Genomic DNA, 1658 nt, shown 5'->3' on the forward strand with positions numbered 1-1658 from the left:
GCTCTTACAAGATTTTCGTAGCTGTTGATCGCCCTGGGCTCTGGTGTCAGCTGAGGAGAATGCGCTGGCGTAGGAGGCGGTGTCCGGCGCGGCCGTACGTCTGCCGCTTGAGCAGCTTGATCTTGTTGTTGACGCCCTCGGTGCGGCCGTTGTGCCAGGGCAGGGTGAGAGCGGCGTCGACGCCGGCGCGGTCGCGCTCGAGGCCGGTGGCATAGGCGTGCAGGAAGGGCAGGTTCGCGGCCCGGGCCCTGGTAATCCAGCCGGTCAGCGCCTCGGCGTTGGCCGGTGCCGGGGTGAGCAGGGCGGCGAAGTCGCCCACCGCGTCTGCCAGGGCCGTCATCTCCGGGCAAGCTCCGGCGAGTTGGTCGCGCAGCACTTGTTGGTCCTCGCGCAGGTGGGCGGGATCGGTGAGCAGGAGGCGGGCGGCCTTGCGCGGGGAGAGGCTGGCGTGGTCGGCCTCGACCCGGCCCTGGTTGATATACCGGACCAGGAGGTTCGCGCTGCCGGTGTAGCCCAGTTCCTTGATCTCGCGCAGGAGGTGGGTGACGGGCACCGCGGGCTCCTCGGCCCGGCGTCGGCGCAGGTGGTCGCGGTAGGGGTCGACCAGGGTGGGCCGGTAAAGAGGTGCCCTCACCATGCGCTCGGGCTCGGTGTGGCGGGCGTAGCGCTTGACGGTGTTCAAGGCGAGGCCCAGGCGGCGGGAGCATTCCAGCAGGCCGACGCCGGCACCGAGCAGTTCGTGGACCTGTTGCCACCGCTCGCGGGTGGTCTGCGCACGGGTGCCGTCCCGAAGCGGCGGGCCGGCCTTGGCCCAGCAGGCGCTGTGGGCTGCGACTTCCTTCTGTACTGCTTCGGCCAGGCCGTGCCACAGGTGCCAGCGGTCGCAAACTTGCACGATTGCGGGGTCGGCGTCCGTGACGGCCTGGGCGAAGCCTCCGGCCCCGTCCCGGCAGACGACCTCGATGTCTGGGTGCGCCTTCATCCAGGCAGTGACCGTCTCGGTCCTACGGTCCGGCAGCACCTCGATCCGCTCGCCGGTGGTGGCGTCGATCAGGATCGTGGCGTAACGGTGGCCCCTGCGCAGGGCGAACTCGTCGATGCCCAGCACCTGCGGGGCCGGCCGGGCGGGCAGCGCGATGCGCATCAGGCAGTTCAGCACGCACGCCCAGGACAGCACGTGGTGCAGCACGCCCAGCAGCCGGGCCCCGGCCGAGCCAGCCAGCGCGACGGCGACCGCGTCTACCACCGTCTGCAGGGCCGGAGTACGACGCTGGTAACGCCGCGTCAGGCCGGTGACCTGCTCGGCGAAGGTGACCTTCTCGCAGGCGGGGTTCTCGCAGTACAGGCGGCGCACCGATAAGTCGATCACGACCGCACGGCCGCCCACCGCCTCGTCGGCGACATGCCGCACATACCGCGAATGCACCCAGTCCGACGCCTGCCCGCACGCCGGACACACCGCCGGAGCGTCATCCCTGGTCCGGGCCGTGATCCGCAGCAGGTCCCCGCTGGCCTCCACTCGCTCGACCTGCACCGCGGCCAGCTGCGGCAGCAGGTCCCCCACCACGACAACACACACAGCCAGCTTGCCACCGCCAACAAGCCGACACCACAGGCGAGTTGAAGCGATCAACGATTACGAAAATCTTGTAAGAGCC

At 70.0% G+C, this 1658-nt stretch carries 1 protein-coding gene; it reads right to left on the reverse strand.

Annotation, left to right across the window (positions count from 1 at the left end):
* Positions 1 to 46: 46 nt before the first annotated feature.
* Positions 47 to 1555, reverse strand: coding sequence for an ISL3 family transposase (locus tag RZ50_RS28540; protein WP_196950988.1), 1509 nt, complete (start codon positions 1553 to 1555; stop codon positions 47 to 49).
* Between the last annotated feature and the right edge of the window lie 103 nt (positions 1556 to 1658).

Source organism: Kitasatospora sp. SUK 42 (assembly GCF_015776785.2).
GTDB lineage: Bacteria > Actinomycetota > Actinomycetes > Streptomycetales > Streptomycetaceae > Kitasatospora.